Raw genomic sequence first — 25,232 nt, 5'->3', positions numbered from 1 at the left:
TTAATGGTCTCCTTTCAGGGGTTGAATCCAGGTCGCGGTGGCGCCGTTTTCCTTTAGGACGGCGGCTAGCTTGCGGGCCCCCATGGCGGTAGCGGTGAGGGCGATCATGCAACCGCCCCTGCCACCCCCGGTCAGCTTGGCGCCGCGGGCCCCGTTTTGCTTGGCCACGGCAACCAGGTGATCGAGGGCCGGCGAAGAAACGCCAAGGGCCACCAGGTCTTGTTGGCACTCGTCCATCGCCGTGCCGAGGCGGGTAATGTCATCGGTGGCTAGGGCCACCTTGGTTTCTTCGACCAGGTGCCCCATGTGGGCGAAACGGGCCTTGGTTTGAGCCGGGTTGGTTGTTAGTTGTTCTTTAACGGCGGCGATCGCTTCTTTGGTCGCCCCCTTGATGCCGGTATCGGCGATTACCAGGGTGGCGGACAGCTCCATGTCAATGGCTTGGCCGGTTTGCCCCTTCACGTACCAAAGCGGGGTGCTGGAGGAAACGGTGGCGGCGTCTAGGCCGCTGGGGCTCCGGTGGGTAACTTCTTCTTCAATGTCGGCCCACTCAAGCAGCTGCGCGTGGCTCAGTTCCTCGTGATAAGCGGCGAAGAAGGCCCGGATAATGGCGATCGCCGTGGCGGCTGACGAGCCCATCCCGCGTTCGGCGGGGAGGTCGCTTTCGATCGTCAGTTCCCAATTATCGTCCGGGCTGAAGCGGTCGGTCAGGGCGTTGAGCAGTTTCAACACCCCGGTCATTGAGGCGGGAAGTTCCTCGATTGGCCCCTGAAAATAGCGTGACGTCAGGCGCTTTCCCACGCCACCCCGGGTTAATGTTGCCACCGTGGCAACGCTGGGTAGCGGTAGGGCAATGGCGGGTTCTCCGTAGACAACGCTGTGTTCGCCCATCAAAATAATTTTTGCGTGGCTCTCACCACTGACGCTTGCTTGCATGAAGTCAAACCTGCTTTCTATTGAGATGCCGTTTTTTTTCGGGTGGTGTCATTACACCTGCAAAACTACATTTTACCACTAACTAGGGGCGGTGGGGCAAGGTTGACTTAGTTGACCAGTAGAATTAGGCAAAGCCCTCACTTTTTATCCACAGGTAAAATCTAAACATTTGTCCTGTCGCCTGGGCAAAGTGTAGTACAATCGATAGAAGAATTTTAGAAACGAAGGGATGGTTAGTTTGGCAAAGAAAAAACGACGGGGACCAGTGTACGCGGTGGTCGACTTAGAAACGACCGGCACCAGCGTTAAGACCGGTTCACGGATCATCCAGATTGGTTGCGTCCTGGTCCAAGACGGCCAGGTCATCAACGAATTTGAAACCAAGATCAATCCCCGTACGGTGGTTCCCTTAACCATTGAACAACTGACCGGAATTAAAAATAACGACGTCAAGGGCGCCCCCCTGTTTGAAGACGTGGCGCCGACCTTAAAGAGCCTCTTAGATGACACTATTTTCGTCGCCCACAACGTCAACTTCGACTTTCCCTTTTTAAACGCCGAATTTGAACGGGCGGGGGAAGCGCCATTGACGATCCCGGCGATCGATACGGTTACCTTGAGTCAGATTTTAATGCCCACGGCGCCCAGCTTCCGGCTCCGGGATCTGACCAGTTACCTGGCGATTGACCACGATCAACCGCACAGCGCTGTTTCCGACGCAGTCGCGACCGCCCACCTCCTAATTGAGCTCTTAAAGCGGCTGGCTGACCTGCCGACCATCACCCTGCAAAGCATCGTTGACTTGCAGTTGACCCTGCCGCAGAAGACGGCCTGGCTCTTTGAACGGGAACTGGCCAAGCGGGCGGTGGAACCTCAGCCGCTCAAAGAGGAGCTGTACGTTTCAAACGGCCTGGTCCTCCACAAGGTCCGCCCGGTTAGCGTGCCGACCGCCCAGGTGGCGGGGAAGTACCCGGCCACCAAGCGCCAAAAGAAGTATTTGTTTGGTGATGACCTCGCCTACCGCCCGCTCCAGTCCAAAATGATGAACGCCATCTATAACCAGTTCTCCCAAGACGAGCCGGTCCGCCAGTTGGTCTTAGAGGCCGGCACCGGGACGGGGAAGACGCTGGGGTACTTGTTGCCGCTGGCCTATTTGACCTACCCGGACCACCGGATCGTGGTTTCAACGGCCACCAACCTCTTGCAACAGCAGGTGGCTAAGCAAACGGTCGCCATCTTAAACGACCACCTGCCCTTCCAGTTGACGGCGGTGGTGGTGAAGGGCAACGATCACTACTTAAGTATTGACCGCTTCGCCCACTCGCTGGCCGTGCACGAGGATTCCCAGCTGGCCCAGGCGCTCAAGGCCCGGATGCTGGTGTGGCTGTTAGAGACGACGACCGGCGACCTCGACGAGTTGAACCTAAACGCCCAGCAGGCGGCCTACTTCATTGAGGTTCGCCACCGCGGGGTACGGACCCTCAACAAGCAGTCGCCCTTTTACCAGGATGACTTTCTGGTTCGCCGGGCGCGCCAGGTGGCCACGGCTAACCTAATCATCACCAACCACGCCTACTTGGTTGCCCACCCCGCTGAACTGGGTGGCGACGATCGGGGCGCCTTTTTGGTCGTTGACGAGGCCCAGCACCTGAGTCGGGCGGTCCTCCGTCAATCGCGGCAGACCCTGACCTTCGCGCGGGTGATGATGATCCTCCACCAGCTCCAAAACCTGGTCAACCAGACCGGGGAGCAGAACCTGGTAACCCTGTTTGAAAACCTTCCCCTGGGTGCTTACAACGTCGAGTTACTAGCGAGCGATCTGCGCGAACTCGAGGGGCGCCTGGTGGACTTTCAACAGGCTCTCTATGGCCTGGTAAAGGGGGGCCAAGATGGGGAATTGGTTGAACAGGCCATCGACAACCGCCAGTTAGCCGGGATGCTAGCCCCGACCAACCCGCTAATGGTCGGGCTAGAGCAGGCCCTGTCGGCGATTAACCTCCACTTCACCGCCCTAAACCACCTCTTTTCCTCCCGCAGCGAAACTTGGTTGGCGACCGATCGTTACCTAATGACCCAGTTTGCGAGCCAGCTGGCCGGGTTGAAGGAAGCCACCAGGATGATTAAGGAGGCTGGTCAGCTCCTGGCTAGCCAACCGGAGGCCTGCGTCTTCTGGTTGACGATTCGTCAGGGGGACGAGCAAAGCACCCTCAAGCTGTCCGGGGGCCTCTTGGTAGCTAACCACTACCTGAGCCGCGAGGTTTACCCCCACTTTTTGAACCACCTCTTCGTCGGGGCGACCCTCTTTACCTCGGGGCGGTCGGCCTACATTTTTAACCAGCTCGACCTCGATCGCAAGCAGGTCCGGGTGAAACGCTTCGCATCACCCTTTGACTACGGGCAAAACGCCCGCCTCTTCGTGGCCAAGGATGCGCCAGCGCCGGGCGCCACGGCGGGCGAGGATTACATTGATTACCTGGCCAAGATGATTTACCAACTGGCCACCAAGACCCAGTGCCAAACGATGGTCTTGTTCAACTCCCTTCTAACGATCGAACAGGTCTACGCCAAGTTGCGTAACACCGACCTCTTTAACCAACGCGACATCTTGGCCCAGGGGATCTCGGGTAACCGGGAAAAGCTTTTGAAGCAGTTTGCCACCGGCACCAATTCACTGTTGATGGGGGCGGCTAGTTTTTGGGAGGGGATTGACCTGCCTAAGGAACAACTGGAGCTCTTGGTCGTCACCCGGCTCCCCTTTGACTCCCCTAACGATGTGATTAACCGGGCCCAAAGCGCCCTCTTGAAGGCGGCCGGCAAGAATCCGTTTTACCAAGTGGAACTGCCGAAGGCCACCACGCGCTTACGCCAGGGGCTGGGGCGGCTCTTGCGGACCCCGCAGGACCGGGGGGTAGCGGTTGTCTTGGACCCCCGCCTCGTCACCAAGCGTTACGGTAAAACCATCCAGGCAGCCTTGCCGAGTGATCTGCCGGTGATCGCCGAAAGTAGCGATTTGATCGTGGTAAAAACCAAAAAATTCCTAAAAGGTCCGGAATCGGCCACGAACGAGTGAGAAATTTGCTATAATAATAAAGATATTGATTTTTAGGAAGGAAGGCTTCTATGCAAAGTCGGCGAGACGTTCAGCGTCAGCAAAGTCGGCGGTTGTTTAAAAAGACGGTCCGCAACATTGTCGTGACGCTTTTGCTAGTCATCTTGGTCACTTGGAGCGTGTACGCCATTGCTAACCACCCGCGGGCGGCCGCCCAAAAGCAGGCTACGGCAATGGCGAAAAAGTACGCGGGGTTAAAGTCCACGAGCGGTTTTTACATCTACAATCGGGACCAAACCTACTACACGGTGGCGGGGAAAAATGCGAAGGGCCAAACTATTTTGGTGGTGGTGCCTCAAAAGGGGGGCGACATCCGGGTCCTCAAGCAGTCCGCCGGATTAACGGCTAGTCAGGCCAAAAGTGAGGTTAAAACGGCCGATAACCCCAAGCGGGTGTTGAAGGTGGCCATGGGCATCTTTAACAACAAGCCGGTTTGGGAAGTGACCTACTTGAACCAAAAGGGCAACCTGTGTTATGACCTGATTAGTTTCACCAGTGGCAAGAGCATCCAACAAATCAACAACTTATAATCAACCACTATTTGGAGGGAATTATTGTGCAAACCATCAACATCATTGATGCGCCCAAGCACGTCAACGAACGCGTGCGCATTGGGGTATGGTTAACCGATAAGCGGTCCAGCGGGAAGATTGCCTTCCTGCAACTGCGTGACGGGACGGCCTTTTTCCAAGGGGTCTTGTTAAAAAACAAGGTCGACGAAGAGACCTTTGAAATGGCGCGCCACCTACGCCAAGAAGTTAGCCTGTGGGTGACCGGGGAAATCCACGAAGACACCCGTTCTAAGTTCGGTTACGAAATCCAAATCGAAGAACTCGAACTGATCGGCGACTCCGATGAATACCCGATTGGTAACAAGGAACACGGGATCGACTTCTTGCTCGATCACCGCCACCTGTGGCTGCGTTCCAGCAAGCCCCAAGCAATGATGCGGATTCGTGACCGGGTCATCCGGGCTAACTACGAATTCTTCGGTGAACACGGCTTCACCAAGATCGACCCGCCGATTCTGACCGGGAACGCACCGGAAGGGACGACCGACTTATTCCACACCGAATACTTCGACCAAGACGCCTACCTGTCCCAATCCGGTCAGCTCTACGAAGAAGCCGGGGCGATGGCCTTAAACCGGGTCTACTCCTTTGGGCCGGTCTTCCGGGCCGAAAAGTCCAAGACCCGCCGTCACCTGATCGAGTTCTGGATGATCGAACCGGAAATGGCCTTCATGCACCAAGAAGAAAGCTTGGAACTGCAAGAACAATACGTGGCCTACCTGATCCAAAAGGTAATTGACGACTGCAGCCGCGAATTAGAAGTGCTCGGCCGCGATCCGGAAACCTTAAAGCCGTTCACCCAGCTGCCGTACCCGCGGATTAGCTATGATGAAGCCATCGAAATGCTGCAAAAGGCCGGGATGGACATCAAGTGGGGTGAAGACTTCGGTTCTCCGGAGGAAACCTACTTAGCCGACCAATTCTCTAAGCCGGTCTTCGTGCTCAATTACCCGAAGGCGATCAAGCCGTTCTACATGAAGGGCCACCCGACTCGCGACGACGTTTACGTCTGTGCCGACCTCTTGGCCCCAGAAGGCTACGGGGAAATCATCGGTGGTTCCGAACGGGAAACTGACTACGAAACCCTGCGCCAAGCCATTGCTGACGCCGGCTTAGACGAAAAGGATTACCAATGGTACTTAGACCTGCGGAAGTACGGTTCCGTGCCGCACTCCGGTTACGGGCTCGGGCTGGAACGCTTCTTAACGTGGATTGCCCTGCAAGACCACGTCCGGGAGACGATTCCGTTCCCACGGCTCTTAAACCGTCTGTACCCGTAATAAATAGCGATAGTTAAAAATTCAAGAGGAGGCTGGGAAAACTGCGGTTATTCCCGGCCTCCTCTTGTTAGCACCTAGTGGGGGAGGAAAAATGGCGGAAAATCAATTCTTGATGACGATGCTGGAGGCAGGGAGCACCAACGTTTCCAACCTCTTGTTGCATCACTACCACGACATCGACATGACCACCGGGGAATTAATGGTCTACTTAGAGCTGAAGTCTTACATTGACCGGGGGAACCCGACCCCCGACCTCGAGCTGGTTGCCGATCACCTGGGGACCAGTTCCAAGCAGGTGTTTGAGCTAGTCCACCAAATGACCAAGAAAAACCTGGTTGAACAGCGCTTGCGCCGCCAACCGGATGGCAAGGAGGACGCCTACTACGACTTCACCCCCCTCTACGACCGTTTGGCCCGGGCCGTAAACCACGAGCGGGTGGTCAACGAACAAAAGCAGGCTGACCTCAGCCGGTCCGAACTCTTCAACCAGATCCAAGTCGAGTTTGGCCGCACGATTTCGCCGATGGAGATGCAAACGGTCAACCAGTGGCTGGATGAGGACCACTACCAGTTAGATTTGGTTCAGCTGGCCCTAAAAGAAGCGGTGCTGGCCGGTAAGTACAACTTGAAGTACATTGAAGGGATCTTGCGGCGCTGGCGCCAGAGCCGCTTGACGACGCCACAACAAGTGATGGCCGATAAGCACCAGTACGAGCTGGCGCGGGAACAACGGGGGGAAGGGCGCCCGGGTTCAACCAGTGATAAACCATTAGTTTTAAAGGCGTCGCTTAAAAAACTGCACCCCGACCAAACTGAGTAGCCGGCAACCATTAATTAATCACTAAATCGTGCTGAAAAAGCCCCCGGTGCTTAGCTAAACGGGTATAATAAGGGTACTTTCATTAACGGAGGAATTACGATGAAAAAAAGAACCCTAATGACGACGCTGATGGTAGCGGCACTCCTCTGTGGCGGGGCCGTGGTCCCCGCCGTGCAGGCCCACGCCGACACGACGACCCAGGCAAGTTCATCATCATCCAGTACCACGTCAACGACCCACACGATCTCCAAATCCTACGTGGTGTACGGTGCGGGGGCGCCGGAGAGTGCCTACTCCACCCTGAATTCGACGATGGGGGTCGACTCCTCGTTTGAAAAGCTGACCGCCACGGCGAGTGACTATGAGAAGTACATCGGCAACGGGACGACCACCAACGCCGCCATGATTTCATCGGTTGCGATCGCCCCGTCCGACCCGGGTTCCGGGGTGCGGGTTAACATCAAGAAGTACGACGGCGAGTCCAACATCACCCAGGTGACGGCCCAACAGTACGCCATGGTGGCCCAGATGGCCGGGGTAACCGACGTTACGATCGTCGTGACCGCCAACCGGGCCGTGTCCGGTGAATCTGCTTTGACCGGGGTTTACAAGGCCCTGGCCGCTGACGGGCAGAACCTGGACAGCCAAAACACCAGCGCCGCCAACCAGGTCCTGGACGCCACCCAGGGGGCAATTAACGAAAACTCGGGCGACTCCTCGTACCCGGGTAAGCTAATGGCCGCCGTCGGGAACGTTTCTAAGCAAGTCGCCCAAGACAAGCAGGACGGCCAAACTGACGATTCCGCCCAGATCCAGGCCATCTTAACCAAGGCCCTGGAGAACCAGGGGATTGCCTCCAAGACCAGTTCTAGCGCCCAAACGACGATCGTCAACGCCCTGATTACCTTCCGGGATTCGCCGATCTCTAGTTCCAAGACCTACGTTAATAACGTGACTAACACGATCAATAACGTTAAAAACTCGACCGGGGATCTGATGAACAAGTCCAAGAACTGGGCCAACTCCGAAGCCGCTAAGACGGCGGTCAAGGACGCCCAAAACTGGTTCCAAAAGCTGATCGCCTGGATCCAAAACTTGTTTAACTAAGAAAGAAAAATAGAGGCTGGGAGAAAACACAGTTTTCTCCCAGCCTCTTGTTGTATTCCCGAATGTTAGACAGAAAACGTGGTAAATAACCGCAGGCCTAGTGCCTAAGCAGGCTGAAGAACAGTGCGTTCCGCACTAACCGTTCGTCCGAGCTTAGTCATACGACCTGCCGAGAAGGTTATTTCCCACTTTCCTAAGATAACGTGCTCCCCACCCGCAGGCCTAGTGGCTAAGTCAGACCACAGAACACCACTGACGCGCTAACCTGTGTCCGAGCCTTAGCCCACGGCCTGCCTTACTGGTGGGTCATCACTGACGCGCTAACCTGTGTCCGAGCCTTAGCCCACGGCCTGCCTTACTGGTGGGTCACACTTCCAATAACGTGCTCCCCACCCGCAGGCCTAGTGGCTAAGTCAGACCACAGAACACCACTGACGCGCTAACCTGTGTCCGAGCCTTAGCCCACGGCCTGCCTTACTGGTGGGTCACACTTCCAATAACGTGCTCCCCACCCGCAGGCCTAGTGGCTAAGTCAGACCACAGAACACCACTGACGCGCTAACCTGTGTCCGAGCCTTAGCCCACGGCCTGCCTTACTGGTGGGTCACACTTCCAATAACGTGCTCCCCACCCGCAGGCCTAGTGGCTAAGTCAGGCCACAGAACACCGCTGACGCGCTAACCTGTGTCCGAGCCTTAGCCCACGGCCTGCCTTACCGGTGGGTCACACTTCCCTATTCCCTTGACCAATCAACCTCCGCCTGGGCCGCCAGAGCAGCGTCAATCGCCGTCAGTTCATCAGCGGTGAAGGCGGGGGCGTTGAGCGCCATGACGTTGGCGACAAGTTGTTCTGGCCGCGACGCCCCGGCGATCACGGAGGCCACCAGGTCACTCCTCAGGTCCCAGGAAAGGGCCATTTCGGCCAGGGTTTGTCCCCGGTCGCTGGCAATTTGGTTAAGCCTTTTGACCGTGGCGAGGGTCTGTTCCACTTGGCTTGGGTGCAAGAAGGGGCTGGTCGTCTTGGCCGCCCGTGAGTCCGCCGGGATGCCGTTGAGGTACTTGTTGGTTAACAGGCCCTGGCAAAGCGGTGAGAAGGCGACCATGGCCTTGCCAGCCCGCTTGAGCTCAGGGAAGAGGTCGCTTTCGACCTGGCGGTTAAAGAGGTTATAGCGATTTTGGCAGACGATGTAGGGGGTCTTCAAGTCGTCAAAAATCGTCGCCATTTCCTTAGCTTGGGCGCCGGAGTAGTTAGAAATCCCGATGTACAGGGCCTTCCCTTGGTGGACCAGCTGGTCGAGGGCCAGGGCGGTTTCTTCAAACGGGGTCTCTGGGTCGGGGCGGTGGGAATAAAAGATGTCAACGTAGTCTAACCCCAGCCGCGTCAGGCTCTGGTCGGCGCTCGCAATGATGCTCTTTTTGGATCCCCACTCACCGTAAGGTCCCTCCCACATGTGGTAGCCGGCCTTGGTGGCGATCACCAGTTCATCGCGGTAGGGCTTTAGGTCGGTCCTCAACAGCCGGCCGAGGTTTTCTTCGGCGCTACCCGGGGTCGGGCCGTAGTTGTTGGCGAGGTCGAAGTAGGTAATCCCTAGGTCGAGGGCGGCCTTGATGATCGCCCGTTGTTGATCGAACGGGTCAACGGAGCCGAAGTTGTGCCAAAAGCCCAGTCCAATGGCCGAAAGCTTGAGGCCGCTCTTGCCGACCCGCCGGTAAGTCATGTTTTGATAACGATCTACTTTTAGTTGCATAATCATTCCTCCGCAAGCGTTTTCTTTTAATAATAGCCCCGCAGGCCGCCCTTGCCAACCAAAGAAATGGCGCCGGCTATTCGTTTATGATAGGATGGTACTCGTAACTAATTTTAGGGGGAACGAACATGAATAACTATCGTCGGATCAGCCGCGGGATCCTGCTGGCGGCCTTGGCATCGGGGAGCTGGGGGATTTCCGGCACGGTTTTGCAACTAATCTCGCAAAACCTGGCCATCCCAGCCCCGTGGATGCTGTCAATGCGGACCTTTTCCGCCGGCGTCTTACTGCTTGCCATTTCACTGGTTTTGTACGGTAAGAAGACCTTTGCTATTTTTGCTGACAAGCGCAGCGCCCTTTCGGTGATCACATACGCCATCTTCGGGCTGATGGCCAACCTCTTAACCTTTTACTACGCCATCCAGACCGGGAACGCCTCGATGGCGACGATTTTACAATACCTGGCGCCCCTCTTTATTGTGTTGGGCAGCGTGGTTAGGGGGCAACGGCCAATCCGCAGCGACGTTTTGGCCTTTGTGATTGCCCTGGTCGGGGTGGTCCTTTGCATCACCCGGGGTGACTTCGCCCACTTGGCGATTCCGCTGGTTTCGCTGTTGTGGGGGATCGGTTCCGGGATCACCGCCGCCTTTTACGTCGTCTTGCCGCGCAAGGCTAACGAAACGAACCCGCCGCTGGTGGTGTTAGGGTGGGGGACGATGATCGCCGGGATCTTATTTAACCTCTACCACCCGTTTTGGGTTAACCCGCCTCACGTCACCGTCACCCTGGTTGGTTCGGTGGCGACGGTCGTCTTGTTCGGGACGGCGATCCCGTTTGGCCTCTTGTTAGAAGCCATTCACTTCGCCCCGTCCGACGTTGTTTCGATCATGGACGCGGTGCAACCAATCGTGACGACGATCTTATCGGTGATCTTTTTCAGCCTCAACCTAAACTGGGTGGAAGCGCTCGGGATTGTCATCGTCATCATCGCCATTTACATCCTACAACGGGGACGCCAACGCTTGGCGTATCGGGAATAGGGTGGATGTTATTGGCCACGTTTTCCGTTTGACATTCGAATAGACAACAAGAGGCCTGGAGAAAGCTGCTTTCTCCAGGCCTCTTGTTTTGTATTCAGCTAGTGCTTTATTGCTTTATTGCGTTGGTGTCGTTGGCGTTGTCGTAGGGGTGGAACTAGCAGGAGTTGGCGTCGAAGCAGAGTTGCTTGAGGAACTCGAACTAGACGGGGTGGAACTAGAACTCGAACTAGAGCTGGAGCTCGAACTGGAACTGGAGCTTTCACTCGAGGAACTAGAAGAACTCGATCTTGAAGAACTAGAACTGGAACTCGTTGAACTAGAGGAGTTGGAACTAGAGCTCGAGGTGGAAGAGGTAACCGTCAGGGCCCACTTGGAGTCCTTGATTACCAACTGCCGGACCCCGTTAACTTGAACGGCTTCGACCGTGCTTGGCATCGTCCAATCGCTGGCGTGGTTTTCGGCGTCCAGGTACTGCATGACGTCCCGGTAGAGGTACTGAGCCGCCTTGGTGTACGAGGAGGAAATCGAGGTCTTGGCGTTGTCAAAACCAGTCCAAACCGCAATTGAGTAGTTCTTGGTGTAACCAGCCATCCAAGAGTCCATGACCCCGGAGTTGGTGTTGGAAGTTGTTCCGGTGGCTGCCGAGTATGCCGAGGTCGTCCCGGTCTTACCGGCTTGGTTAACCCCGGAGAGCTTGGCGGCCGTTCCGGAACCATCGGAAGAGTTGATGACCCCTTTGAGCATGTCGGTGATCATGTAAGCCGTCGCCTTATTCATCGCCGTTTTACCGCTCTTGTTGTAGTTGATGGTGTTGCCATCCTGAGTGGTAATGGAAGTGATGTAGTACGGCTTGTAGTAAGTTCCCCCGTTGGCAAAGGCGGCGTAAGAAGCGGCGATTTGCAGTGGGGAGACGTAGAGGCCGATCCCGTTAGCCAGGGTGTAGGCCGACTTTTGTGAGATCCCTAAGCCCTTTAAGAACTTAGTGGCCCGGGAAATCCCCACGGCTTGCAGGGTCCGGACGGCCGGCACGTTCCGTGATTCAACCAGGGCGGTCCGCATCGTCATCGTGCCCTTGTACTGGTTATCAAAGTCGTGCAAGACGGTGTTGGTGCCCGGGAAGGTGAACTTGGTGTCGGACAGGGCGTAGTAGGTTGGCCACTTCAGGTACTGGATGGCCGGCCCGTAGTCCATGATCGGCTTGGCCGTTGACCCGGAGGAACGGTCGGTTTGCACGGCCCGGTTAAGCCCGTACACCACGTCCCCGGTCTTGCGGCCCCCAAGCATGGCGACCACTTGACCGTTGTGCGGGTTGACGACGGCGACCCCGGTCTGCATCTTATCGCTTTGGAAGGGAACCGTGTTGTTAGCGGCGTTGTACAGTTCTTCTTGGGCCCCCAGGTCTAAGGAGGTGTGCACTTGCAAGCCGTCAGTGTTCGGGTTGTATCCCTTGGCTTCCAGCTGGGTCAGGACTTCCTTGACATAGGAGTCCACCACCTTTTCGTCAACGCTAGAATCGTTGGAACTGGTGTTACCGTGGGTGGAATCGAGCCCGTCGGTGACGCTTTCCTTCATGGCGGCGTTGGCCTGGGCCTGGGTAATGTACTTAGCCCGGACCATGGCGGCCAAGACCTCGTTGCGCCGCTGGGTGGCCGGCTTAGTGTCGGTGTTGGCCGGGTTGTAGTAGGTTGGTGACTGCGGAATCCCGGCTAACAGGGCCAGTTGGGAGAGGTCCAATTCCTTTAGGCTCTTACCGTAGTAGTACTGGGCGGCCGTCTTCATCCCGTAAACCCCGTTCCCCATGTAGACCTTATTGATGTAAAAGTCGAGGATCTGGTTTTTGGTGAAGTGGCGTTCCACGTTGATGGCCAGCCAGGCTTCTTGGGCCTTGCGCTTGAAGGTTTGGTCCGAAGCGGCCGTCGAAAAGACCGACAACTTGACTAACTGCTGGGTAATCGTGGACCCCCCTTGCATCCCGTTCGAACGGTGTAAGACGTTGTCGATCGCCGCTTCCACGATCCGGACCGGGTCCACCCCGTGGCCTTGGTAAAAGCGGCGGTCTTCGATGGCAACGACCCCGTGCTTTAAGAGGGTTGGAATCTCCGAGTTCGAGGCGTATTCACGCTTCTGGGCCCCCAACCGCGAGATGACCTTGTTGTTGGCATCGTAAATCGTGGTGGTGGTTTGACTCTTGAGGTCGTTTTCGGTGATCGTGGGGGCGCTGGAGGCGTAGTAGAAAAACAGGGCCGCCAGTGCCACGAAGGCGAGGACGAAGAGACTAAGGGCCCACAAGAAGATTCGTTTTAGAATCGAGCCCCGTCCCCGGCCGCCGCGATCCTTGTGGGGGCGTTGGCTTCGCCGAGAAACTTCTTCATTATTCATGATCTGCTCCTTTAGCTTGGTTTGCGGCGATCAGTTGGTCAAGAGCTGGCAGGTAATCCAGCACCGGGTTGAGCCCGGTCTTGACCCGAAAGCCGCGATCTTTAATGGTGGTTAAGGGGACTGACTTACGCCCGCCCCGTCCTTGCTGATCCCAAAATGCGATCAGGTCGGAGGCGGGGAGTAGGTAAGTTAGGTCAAGGGTGGTAAAACGGATGAAGGCAAAACAGACGCCCCCCTGGGCCAGGCACCGCCGAAAGTGGTCAACCTGGTGTTGGTGGAAGTTCTTGAGTGGAAAAGAAAGTTTCCCCCGGGTCTCCTTGGCGTCAAAATCGACGTAGTAACCCTGGTAGACACCGTTATAATCAGTGGTCGAGGGGCGCTTGAAGTAGGCCTCCTTGACCACGGCGGCACTGCGCTTGGGGTAGTCGACCTTCACCAGTTGGATCGGGGTCGGCTTTTTGTAGATCACCGCCTGCTCAGTGGCCAGGTAATAACGGTTAGCGTCGTTGATTTCTTTTTCCAGGGACATCCCCCGCTTGGCAAAACTCGAGGAGTGGGGCGCCACGATTGGCTGCCCCGCCCGACCAGCGTTTGGCGGTTGTTGCCCACTGGGGTATCTGATCGTCATCTCGATTTACCTCCTTAACTACACGTGTTACATTATACCAGAGAAAGCGGTCTAGCAATCTTTGTCAACTTAAAGATGGGGGAGTTTTTTTATGCAACGAATTTGGGTGAGTGGTTACCGGGCCTTTGAATTAGCCGTCTTTGACCCCAAAGACCCCAAGAAAACGGTCATTGAACGGGTGTTAAAAGAGTTTTTGACCCAGTGGCTGAACCAAAACGAGGAAGAAAGCTGGCTAATTACCGGCCCCCAGCTGGGGGTGGAACAGTGGTCGGCCGAAGCGGGGCTGTCCTTAAAGGAAGATTACCCCCGTTTAAAGGTCGCCATGATGTTGCCCTTCGCCGACTTTGCCAACCGGTGGAACGAGGCCAACCAGGCCCAGTTAGCCAGCTTAAAGGCGAACGTCGACTTTAGTGCCGAGGTCTCCCCCCAACCCTACCAGTCACCCGAGCAGCTACGGATGTACCAGCGCTTCATGTTTGAGCACTCCGACCGGCTCCTCTTGGTTTACGATCCCGACCAGGAAAACAACCCGGACCAAAAGAGCAAGCCCTACTGGTTATACCGCGCGGCCAAGCGCTACCAAGAGGACTTTCCCGACTACCAAGTCGACTTAATTGATATGCCAGCCTTGGAGGAGGCGGCCAACGAGTGGGCGGCCGAGCAAAACGAGGGGGAAATGACGGACTGATCATTAAGAAATGGTCAAGATGAAAAGTTACCCTTGAGTTTTAGACAGATTTTGGTAGAATAATAAAGTATTGACCAGTCATAACTTAGTGAGATGAGGTGTTGAGATTGGATAACATTAAATTCACTCCCCAAGACATTCTGCACAAGCAGTTTAAGGAGAAGAGTATCGGGAAGGGGTACGATGTCGATGACGTAGATTCCTTCTTAGACGATGTTATTAAGGATTACGATGCCTTCAACAAGGAAGTAACCCGGCTGCAAGACGAAAATGATCGTTTGAAGGCCAAGGTGGACGAATTAAACCGCCAAGTCGAAGTCGGTTCTTCCATTAGTTCCCGGTCGGCGGCGAGCCAACCGGTTTCGTCAGCTACCAACATGGATATCTTAAAGCGGCTGTCCAACCTGGAACGGCGCGTCTTTGGTTCTCAACTGGGTAACGACGAAAACGATTCTCACTTGCTATAATTGACCACAGGTTTTCGATGCAGGCTTTGGGTAATTGAGCACGGCAACGGTCGTGTTAGGAAGGTCCATGCTCGCACGGGCTGCGATGCCCGTAGTGTTTGTGCTCGCTGAAAAAATAAGGCGGGGCACCGGCTTGCCCGGTGACGGCGGAAAAACGGGCTACGGTTTTACTATGCCTCAGTATTCCTGAAAAGTGCCACAGTGACGAAGCGTTAAGGGAAACCTTAACGGTGGAACGCGGTAAACCCCTCAAGCGGTAAACCCAAACTACGGTAGGGGAGCTTTGGATAGCGAATTGAAGCGATTCCAGGGGAGCGCATCTTGCGCTGAGATAGATGATTACCACGGTTCGGTCTTGCCTGAGGACCGGACTTTGACAAAACATGGCCTACAGAAGTCTGCATCCAGGCACCCGGGATAAATCCCGGGTTTTTTTGTACATAGAAAAGAGGCGCTAACCTTCACCCTAGCTTAGCCCACGGCCTGCTTAACGGTTGGGTCGTACTCACTTACTATAGAAAGGCGGTAGCATCATGTCACAAATCGTCGCCGGGCTGGTCGCCCACGTTGACGCCGGGAAGACGACCCTATCCGAAGCCCTCTTGTACCACGCCGGGGTCACCCGTCAACTGGGCCGGGTCGATAAGGGGTCGGCCTTTTTGGACCCCGATCAATTAGAACAACAGCGGGGGATCACGATCTTCCCCCACCAGGCCGAGCTCAGCTTTGGTGACTTAAAACTCACCCTCCTAGATACGCCCGGGCACATCGATTTCTTGGCGGCCACCGAGCGGGTTTTAGCGGTGCTCGATTACGCCATCCTGGTGGTGTCCGCTCCCGCCGGGGTGCAAGCGACGACCCGGATCCTGTGGGACCTCCTGGACAAGTACCAGGTGCCGACCTTCGTTTTCGTCAATAAGATGGACGCCCCCGGGGTGGACCAGGCGGCGGTCTTAGCGCAGTTGCAAGACGAGTTAGACCCCGGTTGCCTGCCCTTTAAAGACCCCGCTGCCCAGTTCGAGGAGCTCGCCCTCCTGGATGAAGGGGTGATGGACGATTATCTGACGAACGGTGAAATCACTCCCGCCCAGCTCCGGAGCTTGATCAAAAACCGGCGCGCCTTCCCGGTTTACTTTGGCGCCGCCCTCAAGGACGAGGGAGTGGCGGACCTGATTAAGGGGTTAACGGAGTGGACTCAAACGCCCACCCCGACGCCCGATTTTGGCGCCCGGGTTTTTAAGGTTTCCCACGACGAGCGGGGCAACCGGCTCACCTGGCTGCGGGTGACCGGCGGCAACTTGCGGGCCAAAGCGGAGTTGCTGCCGGGGCAAAAGGCCGATCAGCTCCGGGTCTACAATGGCGCTAAGGCCACCGTGGTGCAGGAGGTCGGCCCAGGGCAGGTTTGTACGGTGGCGGGGCCCACTAGCACCGTGCTGGGCCAGGGAATCGGGGCGGTTGAAGAGCAGGCCCAGCCCCGCTTTCGGCCTGTCTTGACCTACGGGTTGGATCAACGGGGAGCGCCCTTTGACCAATATTTAGCCGCCCTCCGTCAATTGGAAGACGAGGAACCACTGTTGGGCGTCGTGGACGACCCGGCGACCCAGCGCCTTTACGTCCAGGTGATGGGGGAGGTCCAACTAGAAATCCTGACCCAGCGCTTAGAAGAGGAATTTGGCCTAACGGTGGGCTTTGACGAGGGGCGGATCCGCTACCAAGAAACCCTGACCACCCCGATAGAAGGGGTCGGCCACTTCGAACCCCTGCGCCATTACGCCGAGGTTCACCTCTTGCTTGAACCGGGAGCCCGTGGGAGTGGCTTGACCTTCGCCAGCCAGTGCCACGTCGACGTCTTATCAAACGCCTGGCAGGGCCAGATTTTGACCGCCCTCAAGCAAAGGGCCCACCGGGGGATCCTAGTCGGCGCCCCGCTAACCGACGTCAAGGTTACCTTGGTCGGTGGTAAGGGCAGCATCGTTCACACCGTCGGCGGCGACTTCCGCCAGGCGGCTTGGCGGGCCCTGCGCCAGGGGCTAATGGAAGCTGGCCGGGCGGGCAACCAACTGCTAGAACCCTGGTATAACTTTCAGTTACTGGTCCCCACCGAGGCAGTCGGCCACGCTTTGACGGACCTGCAACGCTTTGGCGGTGAAGTTAGCCAACCCCAAGCCGGGCCTGGCGACTTGGTGCGCTTGGAGGGGAGTGGCCCGGTCACTAAGTTGCGCGATTACGCGGCGACGGTGCGGGCCTACACCCACGGCCAGGGGCAATTAACCCTGACCCCGGCAGGTAGCCGACCGGTAGCGGACCCAACCCCACTGATCGAGGCTGCCAATTACGATCCGGTGGGCGACTTGGCTAACACGCCGGACTCGGTCTTTTGCGCCCACGGGGCTGGTTACCCGGTCGCCTGGGATCAGGTCCCCCAAACGATGCACGTGCCCTACCAGACGACGGCCCAGCCGCGGTAGTAGGGGTGGGCCCTCTTAATTTTCAGGCCGGGGAATAATAATCCAATTAGATTTTAATTAAAATGTTAATAATAAGGTTACTTGCGTGGCCCGGCTGGGGTGCTACAATGGGGAAAATGATAGAACGGGGGAAGACTATGACGGAATTAATGACGGAACAAACCGGGGGGCGGGTCACCGCTACCGAGCTGACGAAGCGGCACCTGCTGGTGGTGGGCCAGACCGGCAGTGGCAAGACAACCACCACCCTGGCCCTCTTGTCGCAGTTGCAACAAACCAGCCAGACGGCGATCATCCTGGACCCGACCGGCGAGTACGCCAAGCTCCCCAACACGATCACCTACCGGCTGGGGGTTAACGCCTACTTGGAGGCCGGGGCCTTAACGGCGCCGCAGTTATTGCGGGTGCTGGAACTGCCGGCGGACCCGTGGTTGGTGACCAAGCTCGAAGCCGCAATCACCGCGCTACGGATCCAAAAGAACCTGCTCGCCACCCCCGGCGTCTACCAAAAGCGGGGGCGCCTGGCGAGTGAGTTTGAAGACCAGGTGGCTAGGTTGGGGGAGTGGACCAGCGATTACGACCTCGGTTGCCTGGTCGATCAGGTGGTTGAAGAAACGGTGCACCCCTACCCAGACGAGCGGGCCGACTACCGGCTCCTCGGCCAGGAGTACGACCGGGCGGCGCTGAACGCCCACTGGGACCAGCTGTTGGCCCTGCGTGAGCGCCTTAACGCCCCGGCGATGCGAACCCTCTTTGGCACGGTTCCCACCCCCGGCGCCGTTCAAACCGAGCTCAACTTCGTCTTGAAAATGTTCATGACCCAGCGTAGCAACCACAAGACCCTGGTGCTCGACCTGGCGGCCCTCAAGCGGTACGGCCAGGGGCAAACGACGGTAATCTCGGTCCTCTTGGAGCGGCTGTTGGCCTTCCGGTTGGCTAAGCCGGGGCAGTTTGCGGTCAAGCTGGTGATTGACGAGGCTCACCGCTACTTGCCAAGCAACGGGGCGGCCCTAGCCCGTAACGGGATCTTCCAGGTCCTGCGCGAGGGGCGCAAACTGGGGTTATCCATGATCATGACCACCCAGTCACCGCTCGACTTACCGGCCGAGTTGCGCTCCCAGTTCCCCAACGTCTTGGTCCACCGCCTGACGACTCCGGAAGAGCAAACCGCCCTGGGCCTAGGAAGCAGCCAAGAGCAGCTGGCCACCGGACAGGTCCTGGTTTACCAAGACGGCCAGGAAGTTGCCGAAGGACAAGTTAACCTACCGGACTGGTGGGGAAAGGAGTAGACAATGGCATACATTCACGACCTACGCCAAAAGGTGGGCCACACCCCCCTGATCATGACTAGCGCTTCGGGCGCCCTGGTCGAAGACGGCCGGATCCTCTTGCAGGAGCGGGCCGATACGGGCGACTGGGGCTTTCCCGGCGGCTACATGGAGTACGGCGATACCTTCAAGCAAACCGTCGTGCGGGAGTTTTTAGAGGACGCTGGCATCGCCGTGACTCCGGTCAAGTTGCTGGCAATCCAAGACGACGACTTTTACACCTACCCGAACGGGGATGCGGTCCAACCGGTCAACGCTTTTTACCTAGTTGAAAGGGTGCACGACCGTCAACAAACGCCCAAACCAAGCGAAACTTTAACCACTAAGTTCTTCGCCCCCACCGAGGCGCCCCACTTTTTTAACCAACAGCACGCCAAAATGTGGCAACTGGTGGTAGCGACCCTGGCCCAATAGTGTGGTAAGATAAAAGGCAGACTGAAAAACGAGGTAATTAACGTGCAAAAATATCAACTGCTGGCGACCGCCGCGGCCGGCATCGAGGCCCTGGTCGGCAGGGAACTGCGGGACCTGGGTTACCAGGGACAAGTCGAAAACGGCCGGGTGCGCTTTGAGGGAACGATCGAAGACGTCATCAAGACCAACCTGTGGCTGCGCTGCGCCGACCGGATCAAAATCGTGGTCGGCGAGTTTGACGCCTACACCTTTGACGACCTGTTTGAAGGCACCAAGGCCCTGGCCTGGGAGGACCTGTTGCCCCTAGACGCCAACTTCCCGGTCGAGGGGCGGAGCCGCAACTCTAAGCTCCACAACGTCCCGTCCGCCCAGGCGATCGTCAAAAAGGCGATTGTCGAAAAGCTCTCCCAGGTTTACCACCGGCGGACCCGGTTGGCCGAAACCGGGAGCCGCTACCCCTTAGAAGTGGTCATCAATAAGGACCACGTGATGATCCTCCTGGACACGACCGGCAGCTCCCTGTTCAAGCGGGGCTACCGCAAGGCCAAGGGGGGCGCCCCACTTAAGGAAAACATGGCCGCCGCCCTGGTCATGTTGGCCCACTGGTTCCCGGACAACCCCTTCGTGGACCCGGTTTGCGGGTCGGGGACGATCCCGATTGAAGCGGCCCTGTTAGCCCACAACATTGCCCCGGGGCTCAACCGCGACTTTGCTTGCGAGAGCTGGGTTAACTTGGTGCCGGAGGGCTTATCGGATGCGGTGCGCGATGCCGCCGAAGACGCCGCCGATTACGACGTCGAATTGGACATCCACGGCTACGACATCGACCAAAACATGATCGACATCGCCAAGGAAAACGCCCGGGCGGCCGGTTTGAGCCAGGAAATCACCTTCAAGCAACTAGCCGTTAAGGACTGGCACACCGACCAAATTAACGGGGTCATCGTTGCCAACCCGCCGTACGGGGAGCGCTTGTCTGACCAGGAGTCGGTACGCGAGCTTTACCGTCAGATGGGGGAACTCTACCGGCCGCTGACCACCTGGTCTAAGTACATCTTGACCGCCGACCTGGAGTTTGAAAAGTTCTACGGGGCGCCGGCCACGAAGAAACGCAAGCTCTATAACGGGGCCTTGCGGACCGACCTGTTCCAGTACTGGGGTAAGAAGATTAGGTAGAGAGAAGTGAGTGCGACCCAACCTCCTCGGCAGGCCGTATGACTAAGGATAGGGCGCAGGTTAGCGCGCCAGCGGTGTTCTGCGACCAGACTTAGGCACTAGGCCTGTGGTTGGGAGCACGTTATCTGTGTAATCGTCAAAAAGAGATCTTTATAAACCAATAAAACCCGGTAATTCGCAACCAGTTTTGCGAGTTACCGGGTTTTAACACGGCACCAGGCCGATGATCATGATCACGAAGGCGGCCATGAAGAGCCAAATAACTGCCTTTTGGCGCCCAGTCATGGGTTCGACGTCGTTGGTTCGTTCGTCGATGTTAAAGGACTTCCAGTCTTCCTCGCGTTGGGCGTAGACGTAGGACTTGGTCGGGTCCTTTTGAATCTTAGTGGCGTAGCGCATGACAAAGGCAATCGCGATCACGTCGACGATTACGAAGAAGATGATCCGCGAGACCAGGCCGTCCCCCGGTGAGATCCCCAGCGTTTGGGAAGCCACCCCGGTGGCAAAGGGGTTAACCGTCGAGGCCATGTTACCGACCGAGGTGCCAACCAGGGCCAGGGCGACGGCGACGATTGAGTCAAAGCCACAGGCCATCATCACCGGGATCAAGAGCGGGTAAAAGGCGACCGTTTCTTCGGCCATCCCGTAGGTGGAACCACCGAGGGCGAAGAGGGTCATCAAAATCGGGATCAGGACCTTTTCGCGCCCCTTGTAGCGGTTGACGATTGACGAGATCCCGGCGTCCAGCGCCTTGGCCTTGTTGACGACGCCCAAAAAGCCCCCGATAACCAGGATGAAGAGCGAAACCGAGATCGCCCCGTCGGTGTTCTTGTCACCGACCATACCGTACACCGGCGACATCACGACGTCCCAGAGTCCCTGGGGGTTGGACTTGACGGTGTGGTAGGTGTTAGCGATCAAGTTCCCGCTGGAATCGGTCGAATACTTCCCGGCCGGAATGAACCAGCTTAAAACGGCAATGATAATGATGATAATAAACAAGATTGTGAAGGCGGACGGCATCTTAAAACGGTGTCGCTTCTTCTCCGGTTGTGCTTGCATTATCGCCACCTCCTTTATTCATGAATATGCTTACATGTCTAATTATACACAAACCAAGGAGGGGAACCAGGCGCCCCAAAAGCCCCCTTACCGAAGAATGAGGGGGCGCTGAGAGTCGATGGGAAATTGATGAGGAAAATTATATGGATGGTTAGTCTTTCAACAGCAGTCGCCCCTGCGTTTCAAAGAGCTTGGTGACCTGTAATAAGAGCCCCTCTTGCCCCTTGCCGGCGACCAACTGGATGCCGAGCGGCAATCCAGCTTTGGTGAGGTGGGTGGGCAAGCTAATCGCCGGCTCGCCGGTCAAGTTGGCCTGCTGGGTGAACGGGGAGCGGGTTAACGACGGTAACCACTGGTCGAAGATGAACCGTTGCTGGGCGGCGGGGGTGAGGGCGTCGATGTCTCTCATCTGGTCAAGCTGGGCTTCAGAGACCATCGTTTGATCAATGCGCGGCGCCGTCATGGCCGTCGTCGGTGTCAACACCAGCGGGTAGGCTTCGTGCAGGGTGGCCATCTGATAGCCAGCCTGGTCCCAGGCGGCCAGGGCGTTGCTGTAAGTCGCCGCCGAGATGTGACGACCGGTGCGGTACAGCGCCCAGGTCAGCGGTTCCATGTCGTCAACGGTGACGGCCCGGCCCAGGCTAGCTTCGACCTGGTCAAACATGGCCGCCGTTTCGCCTTCGTTCATTAAATAGTAGGAATCGATTAGGGCCCGCCCGTCCGTGGGCACCTCAATTTCCTCAACTTCAAAGCCGTTCTGTTCTAAGAAGGTGGCCGCTTGGTGAACGGCGGCCACGGCTTCCGGGTCCACCGGGGTGCCGACCGGCGATTCGGTGGTAAAGCCCACCCGCACCGGCTTGACCGTTTGCTTGAGTAGGTCGGCAAAGGACGGCTTTTGCAGGGGCACCTGGAAGACGGCGGCGGGTTGGAGGGCCTGTAAAACGTCGAGCAGGCGGGCGGTGTCCTCAACGTCTTTGGTGATCGCGAAGCTGCCGGCCGCCCCCTGCCAGGAGCGCCAGTCACTCGGCCCGGTGATTACCCGGCCCCGGGTCGGCTTGAGGCCAATCGTGCTGGTCCAAGAGGCCGGGATCCGGATGGAACCACCGCCGTCACTGGCCCCGGCGATCGGGACCATCTTGCTGGCGACGGCCGCCCCGGCCCCCCCGGAGGAGCCGCCGGGGTAGTAAGCCAGGTTCCAGGGGTTGTGGGCGTCACCGTACATTTTAGAATCGGTGATGTTTTTAAAGCCAAACTCCGGGTAGTTGGTTTGACCGAGGACGATGAAGCCGGCGTTGGTCAGTGCCCGGGCAAAGTTGCTACTCGATTGCGCCACCTGACCTTGAAACAAGCGGTTCCCGTTGGTGGCGGGCAGGCCCCGAAAGGTTTGGCCAAGCCCCTTTAACAAGAAGGGCACCCCTAAGAAGGGTTGGCCCCGATCGATAAGTTGATCCGCTTCATTTAGAGCTGCTTTTTCCCGCAACGAAATCACGGCGTTGAGCGCCGGGTTTTCTTCCTTAATCTTTGCCAAGCTAGCAGAGACCAGCTCCGTAGCGCTAACCTTGCCTTCCCGAACGGCCTGGGCCATCTCAGTCCCGCTCAGCGATAACAAATCAGTTGTCACAACAATCATCTCCCAATCATTTTTCCATAAGTATAGGAAAGAACCGGTGGGAAATCAAAACGGAAGAAAAACAAAAGATTGTTAAGGTGACCGATACCTTTTAAAGCGACAATGTGAATTAGGCGTGAAAAGATAAAGAAAGGAGGTGCGAAAATGCCGTTACAACGGCACTTGACGCGTATTAAGAATATAAATCTCGGTGGTCAATTTATAAAAATGGTAAGTTGACCAATTGTGAATTGCGGGAAAGGGGGAGGTGACGAGTGGCCAGGGGAGCAAAAGAAAAAGAAGCTTGATTTTAGATTGGTCTAACTAGCGTTAATGTTAAATAAACAAATGCCAGGCTAAGTTTATATAATTGGTATAGATGAAATTAGGGGATTAGAAAAATCGCTTAAGGAGTGAGCGTTAAGTTAATAAGTTGCTAAATCATCGATAACTTAAAGTGATTGGTTTGCGTGTTGTATACATAGGCTTATCAACGAACTTTTTTCGGAATGTTAACGAAAATATAACAACTGTTGCACACTTGAAGCGTTGATAAATAGGGCTTTTATCGCCTTTTATATGTAGTATATCGATAGATAACCGAAACTTGAAAGAATGGCTGTTCAACTATAAAATAATTTTTAATAGATAACTGTAAGGCTTGCTGTGCTCACAGGCCGTCTCCCGTGTAATTCATTTAGAGGATTGCATGAAGGCATCTAACAAGTGGAGCACGCAACTGCAACCACACGTTTATGGGTTACTGGGGGAGCTTTTCAGGGATCTAAGAAACTATTTTTAGGAGGAGTTAAGGCCTATGAGAAGGAACAAGTTTGGTAAGGGCTACGAAGAAAACGACCGGACAACCCACGTCAAGCTTTATAAGTCAGGTAAGAAGTGGGTTCAGTCTTTAATGTCCAAGATTGGACTGATCAGCTTCTCTGCCAAGGACGTTGAAGCCAACCTGGTAGAAAAAGACGAGGAGCACCAAAAGAAGGGGCGTGCCCTGATTGATGCCACCTTAATTACCGGGGCAGTGCTAGGTGGGGTCTCAGTTCTGGGTAACCAAAACGCGATGGCCGATACCAAGTCCGTTGATACAACCACGACGGACGCCTTGGCTACCACCAACGAAGCAACGCTGACTTCAGCAAGCACGAGCACGACGACGTCCACGAGCAACAGCGGGTCTGATTCAGCTTCAACGAGCACTAACTCAACTTCCGCCAGTCAATTATCATCAACCAGCGTTGCTAGTGCCGCCACTTCCGTAAGTGCCAGCACCTCGACTAGCACCGCTTCTTTGGTAAGCTCATTATCACTGAGCGAAAGTCAGCAAAGCGCTAGTGACAGTGCAACCCAATTGACAGCAACTAACGCCGCAGCAACTAACGTTATCAGCGCTAACCAACTAGCCAAATTTAAGACGCTGTTTTCACGTTATGGGGCAGTGCCTTTTGTGGCGACTAGTTGGTTCCCTGTCAATAAAACAGACAATTTAAATAGAGACTTTTTTGTCCTATGCCACGACTAAATTTTGAATTTGAGTTTGATACTCATCTTCAAGTTGCTTTGGTGATTTGAATCCACAGTGACTGTGAATTCTAACTGTGTTGTAAAACGTTTCAATGTACTGAAAAACCAGTCGTTTAGCTTCGGAGTATGAATGGATTTTAAACCGATTTATCCATTCACGCTTAATCAAGGCATGAAACGACTCAATGCAGTCATTATCCCAAGGATAAGCTTTCTTTGAATAGCTTAATGTCATGTTAGCTGTAACTTGATTGTAAGCTTCAGACGTAAACTGACTACCACGATCACTGTGCATGATTAATGGCTTGCTAATATGGCGACTGTGCTTAGTCTTTTCAATAAGTGGGATGACATTCGATACCTCCAAGGTTTCAGATAAGTCCCAACCAATGATCCGTCGGGAGTACAAGTCCATAATACTGGTTAAATAAACGAATCCGTCATGAACTGGAATATAAGTGGTGTCAATGCACCAAACGGCGTTTGGTCGCAATGGATTGAACTGCTCGTCTAAAATATTTATTAGCTGTTTATCAAACTTAGAATTGCGAGTGGTAGTCGTCCAAGGGGTTAGGTAAACGGCGTGAATGCCAAGTTCACGCATATACTTACCAACAGTTCGTTCAGCGATCTTATATCCTTTTGAGCGAAGTTCTTGGGTGATTTTCGCCGGCACCGTAAATACAAAGGCTTTTGAGCCAAATTGCTTTAATTTCACCTTGAATAAACTTCTTCCGAAGCTTTTGCGGTGATTGGTGATTATGACGCTTTTCTCGTTGATAGTAACCACTTCTTGAGATTCCAACATAATCACACATACCATTGATGGAAGGGTGGGATTCCAAAGCGTGCTGAACGTCAATTTC

At 55.8% G+C, this 25,232-nt stretch carries 19 protein-coding genes, 1 other RNA gene and 1 pseudogene; 14 read left to right on the top strand and 7 right to left on the bottom strand.

The genetic code is table 11. From position 1 onward, the window contains the following. Positions 1–936 carry a mevalonate kinase gene (gene mvk / locus FG166_RS06360; protein ID WP_003683265.1) on the bottom strand — a complete coding sequence of 312 codons (936 nt, stop codon included), beginning with the start codon at positions 934–936 and terminating at the stop codon, positions 1–3. 229 nt (positions 937–1,165) lie between these two features. Here mvk and FG166_RS06355 point away from each other — a divergent pair, with 229 nt between their 5' ends. The 5 genes from FG166_RS06355 (at position 1,166) to FG166_RS06335 (ending at position 7,824) form a co-directional block, all read left to right on the top strand. Continuing rightward, positions 1,166–4,006, top strand: a complete 2,841-nt coding sequence (locus FG166_RS06355; RefSeq protein WP_003683266.1) for a helicase C-terminal domain-containing protein — start codon at positions 1,166–1,168, stop codon at positions 4,004–4,006. Positions 4,007–4,056: 50 nt separating this feature from the next. Beyond that, positions 4,057–4,575, top strand: coding sequence for a cell wall elongation regulator TseB-like domain-containing protein (locus tag FG166_RS06350; protein ID WP_003683267.1), 519 nt, complete (start codon positions 4,057–4,059; stop codon positions 4,573–4,575). Positions 4,576–4,601: 26 nt separating this feature from the next. Next, complete coding sequence (gene asnS / locus FG166_RS06345) at positions 4,602–5,897, top strand: asparagine--tRNA ligase (RefSeq protein WP_004563225.1); 1,296 nt, start codon at positions 4,602–4,604, stop codon at positions 5,895–5,897. A gap of 91 nt (positions 5,898–5,988) precedes the next feature. Continuing rightward, a complete protein-coding gene (locus tag FG166_RS06340; protein WP_003683269.1) occupies positions 5,989–6,717 on the top strand; it encodes a DnaD domain-containing protein in 729 nt (242 codons plus the stop codon). A gap of 99 nt (positions 6,718–6,816) precedes the next feature. Next, entirely contained in the window at positions 6,817–7,824 is a 1,008-nt protein-coding gene (locus tag FG166_RS06335; protein ID WP_003683271.1) for a DUF1002 domain-containing protein, read from the top strand. Between the two features lie 733 nt (positions 7,825–8,557). On the opposite strand, the gene FG166_RS06330 is transcribed toward FG166_RS06335, so the two are convergent. Continuing rightward, on the bottom strand, positions 8,558–9,577 hold the full coding sequence (locus FG166_RS06330) for an aldo/keto reductase (protein ID WP_003683273.1): 1,020 nt from the start codon (positions 9,575–9,577) through the stop codon (positions 8,558–8,560). 122 nt (positions 9,578–9,699) lie between these two features. Here FG166_RS06330 and FG166_RS06325 point away from each other — a divergent pair, with 122 nt between their 5' ends. Then, the gene (locus FG166_RS06325) at positions 9,700–10,611 is read left to right on the top strand and encodes a DMT family transporter (RefSeq protein ID WP_003683276.1); all 912 of its coding nucleotides are present in this window, start codon (positions 9,700–9,702) and stop codon (positions 10,609–10,611) included. A 114-nt stretch (positions 10,612–10,725) separates the two neighbouring features. Here the strand turns inward: FG166_RS06325 and FG166_RS06320 are convergent, their stop codons facing one another. Beyond that, positions 10,726–12,990, bottom strand: a complete 2,265-nt coding sequence (locus FG166_RS06320) for a transglycosylase domain-containing protein (protein WP_003683277.1) — start codon at positions 12,988–12,990, stop codon at positions 10,726–10,728. Next, entirely contained in the window at positions 12,983–13,618 is a 636-nt protein-coding gene (recU, locus tag FG166_RS06315) for a Holliday junction resolvase RecU (RefSeq protein WP_003683279.1), read from the bottom strand. Before recU ends, FG166_RS06320 begins: the two co-directional genes overlap by 8 nt. A 91-nt stretch (positions 13,619–13,709) precedes the next feature. Between recU and FG166_RS06310 the strand changes: the two genes are divergently transcribed. From FG166_RS06310 to FG166_RS06280, 7 genes are all read left to right on the top strand, one after another. Further along, the gene (locus FG166_RS06310; protein WP_003683288.1) at positions 13,710–14,306 is read left to right on the top strand and encodes an SLOG family protein; all 597 of its coding nucleotides are present in this window, start codon (positions 13,710–13,712) and stop codon (positions 14,304–14,306) included. Between the two features lie 107 nt (positions 14,307–14,413). Continuing rightward, on the top strand, positions 14,414–14,773 hold the full coding sequence (gpsB, locus tag FG166_RS06305; RefSeq protein WP_015639179.1) for a cell division regulator GpsB: 360 nt from the start codon (positions 14,414–14,416) through the stop codon (positions 14,771–14,773). Positions 14,774–14,795: 22 nt separating this feature from the next. Continuing rightward, an RNA gene (gene rnpB, locus FG166_RS06300) (RNase P RNA component class B) lies at positions 14,796–15,169 on the top strand. Between the two features lie 137 nt (positions 15,170–15,306). Continuing rightward, positions 15,307–17,241 carry a GTP-binding protein gene (locus FG166_RS06295; protein ID WP_003683291.1) on the top strand — a complete coding sequence of 645 codons (1,935 nt, stop codon included), beginning with the start codon at positions 15,307–15,309 and terminating at the stop codon, positions 17,239–17,241. 107 nt (positions 17,242–17,348) lie between these two features. After that, the gene (locus FG166_RS06290) at positions 17,349–18,530 is read left to right on the top strand and encodes an ATP-binding protein (RefSeq protein ID WP_021349973.1); all 1,182 of its coding nucleotides are present in this window, start codon (positions 17,349–17,351) and stop codon (positions 18,528–18,530) included. A gap of 3 nt (positions 18,531–18,533) precedes the next feature. Next, positions 18,534–18,983, top strand: coding sequence for an NUDIX hydrolase (locus tag FG166_RS06285; protein ID WP_003683293.1), 450 nt, complete (start codon positions 18,534–18,536; stop codon positions 18,981–18,983). 42 nt (positions 18,984–19,025) lie between these two features. Further along, positions 19,026–20,159: a THUMP domain-containing class I SAM-dependent RNA methyltransferase gene (locus tag FG166_RS06280; protein WP_003683294.1), complete on the top strand. Its 1,134-nt coding sequence runs from the start codon at positions 19,026–19,028 to the stop codon at positions 20,157–20,159. 210 nt (positions 20,160–20,369) lie between these two features. On the opposite strand, the pseudogene FG166_RS06275 reads toward FG166_RS06280, so the two are convergent. Continuing rightward, positions 20,370–21,221 (bottom strand): annotated as a pseudogene (locus tag FG166_RS06275) (YfcC family protein); the annotation flags it as partial. Between the two features lie 151 nt (positions 21,222–21,372). Next, positions 21,373–22,851 carry an amidase gene (locus tag FG166_RS06270; protein ID WP_003683297.1) on the bottom strand — a complete coding sequence of 493 codons (1,479 nt, stop codon included), beginning with the start codon at positions 22,849–22,851 and terminating at the stop codon, positions 21,373–21,375. A gap of 796 nt (positions 22,852–23,647) precedes the next feature. Between FG166_RS06270 and FG166_RS06265 the strand changes: the two genes are divergently transcribed. Continuing rightward, a complete protein-coding gene (locus tag FG166_RS06265) occupies positions 23,648–24,364 on the top strand; it encodes a KxYKxGKxW signal peptide domain-containing protein (protein WP_048340080.1) in 717 nt (238 codons plus the stop codon). Here FG166_RS06265 and FG166_RS06260 read toward each other — a convergent pair. Then, the gene (locus tag FG166_RS06260; protein ID WP_421648116.1) at positions 24,350–25,174 is read right to left on the bottom strand and encodes an IS3 family transposase; all 825 of its coding nucleotides are present in this window, start codon (positions 25,172–25,174) and stop codon (positions 24,350–24,352) included. The two genes, FG166_RS06265 and FG166_RS06260, sit on opposite strands and share 15 nt — an antisense overlap. Between the last annotated feature and the right edge of the window lie 58 nt (positions 25,175–25,232).

Origin of the sequence: Limosilactobacillus fermentum, from assembly GCF_013394085.1 — a bacterium.
Classification (GTDB): Bacteria; Bacillota; Bacilli; order Lactobacillales; family Lactobacillaceae; genus Limosilactobacillus; species Limosilactobacillus fermentum.
This window is presented reverse-complemented; position numbering and strand designations above follow the sequence as displayed.